At 71.2% G+C, this 1,652-nt stretch carries 1 protein-coding gene; it reads right to left on the bottom strand.

Annotated features, from left to right (window positions below; genetic code table 11):
- A partial coding sequence (locus B073_RS39335) for an acyltransferase domain-containing protein (RefSeq protein ID WP_037811140.1) occupies positions 1 to 1,652 on the bottom strand: 1,652 nt, incomplete at both ends.

The raw sequence follows: 1,652 nt of genomic DNA, 5'->3' as shown, positions 1-1,652 counted from the left end.
GGGTGTGCAGGTCGGGGTAGTGGTGGCCGATGCCGAGGTCGGTGTGGGGGGCGAGGACGGCCCAGTCGTCGGTGGGGGAGGGCGTCTTCGCCGGTACCGGCACGGCCTGCCACTGCACATGGAACAGGCCATCGACCGCGGCCGTTGCCGCGGCTTCGAGGGCGTCCAACGCAAGGGGCCGGGTGGCGAGCGATTCCACAGCGGCGACGGGAGCCCCGGTCGCATCGGCGACATCCAAGGCAACCGACTCGGGCCCGGTCCTGATCAGGCGGACCCGCAGCATTGAAGCCCCCACCGCATGCACACGGACCCCGGACCAGGAGAACGGCAGAACCGCCGGCGCGTCGTCCTCCACCACGCCCGGCAGCAGCGTGTGCAGGGCGGCGTCCAACAGGGCTGGGTGTACATCGAACCGGGCTGCGTCGGCGTGGAGTTCATCGGCAAGGGCCACTTCGGCGAACACCGCACCGTCGGTCGTGCTCCGCCAGACGCGCCGTAGGCCCTGGAAGGCAGGGCCGTACTCATAACCCTGGTCCGCCAGGCGCTCGTACGCACCGGTCAGATCCACCTCCGCCGCCCCGGCCGGTGGCCAGGACGTCAGGGCGCTGGGCGCGGAGTCCGAAATTTCACCGGCCAGCACCCCGCGCGCATGCAACGTCCACGGCCCGTCCTCGTCCGCATGGTCGATCCGGGCGTGCACATCGATGCTGCGCTGCCCGCTCTCATCCGCCGCGCCGACCGTCAACTGAAGCTGTGCGCCCCCATGTTCGGGCAGCACGAGCGGTGCGGCGAGTGCGAGCTCGGCGACCCCGCTGCTTCCGACCTGTCCGGCCGCGTGCAGGGCCAGCTCCAGCAGCCCCGTCCCGGGAACCAACACCGTTCCCGCCACCGCATGATCTGCCAGCCAGGGGTGGGTCTGGCGCGACAACCGCCCGGTGAACACATACTCGTCCCGCTCCGCCAGCCCCACCGCCGCGGCCAGCAGCGGATGACCGGTCTCGCTCAGACCCAGCCCCGCTGCATCAGCCGCTCCGGTCTCTGCCTCCAGCCAGTAGCGCTGCCGCTGGAACGGGTAGGTGGGCAGGGTCGTGCGCCGTGCGCCGGTGCCGTCGAGGAGTGCGGCCCAGCTGACCGGCGCACCGTGGATCCAGGCGGCCGCGAGGGAGGCGAGATAGCGGTGGGGGCCGCCTTCGGAGCGGCGCAGGGTGGGCAGACCGTGACTACGGACGGTGCCGAGAGCTTCGGTGGTCTGTGCGATGCCGACGGTCATCACCGGGTGCGGGGACACCTCGATGAAGAGTGCGTCGCCGTCGGCCAGAAGCGCGGCAACGGTCTCCTCGAAGCGGACGGTGTGCCGCAGGTTGCCGTACCAGTACTCGGGGTCGAGCCGAGTGCCGTCGAGGGGGGTGGCGGTGACCGTGGAGTGGAAAGGAACGTCGGCGGTTCCGGGGACGATGCCTTGGAGCGCCACCAGCAGCTCGTCTCTGAGCTCCTCTACCTGGGCGCAGTGCGAGGCGTAGTCGACGGGGACACGCCGGGCGCGCAGGGCGTGCTGCTCGCAGTGGGCGAGGAGCTCGTCGAGTGCCTGGGTGTCGCCGGAGACGACTGTGGTGGTGGGGCCGTTGTGGGTGGCGATGGCGAGTTGTTCGCCC

The organism is Streptomyces sp. MspMP-M5, assembly GCF_000373585.1.
Classification (GTDB): Bacteria; Actinomycetota; Actinomycetes; order Streptomycetales; family Streptomycetaceae; genus Streptomyces.
The sequence above is the reverse complement of the archived record's forward strand: the minus strand, read 5'-3'. Positions and strand labels throughout refer to the sequence as shown.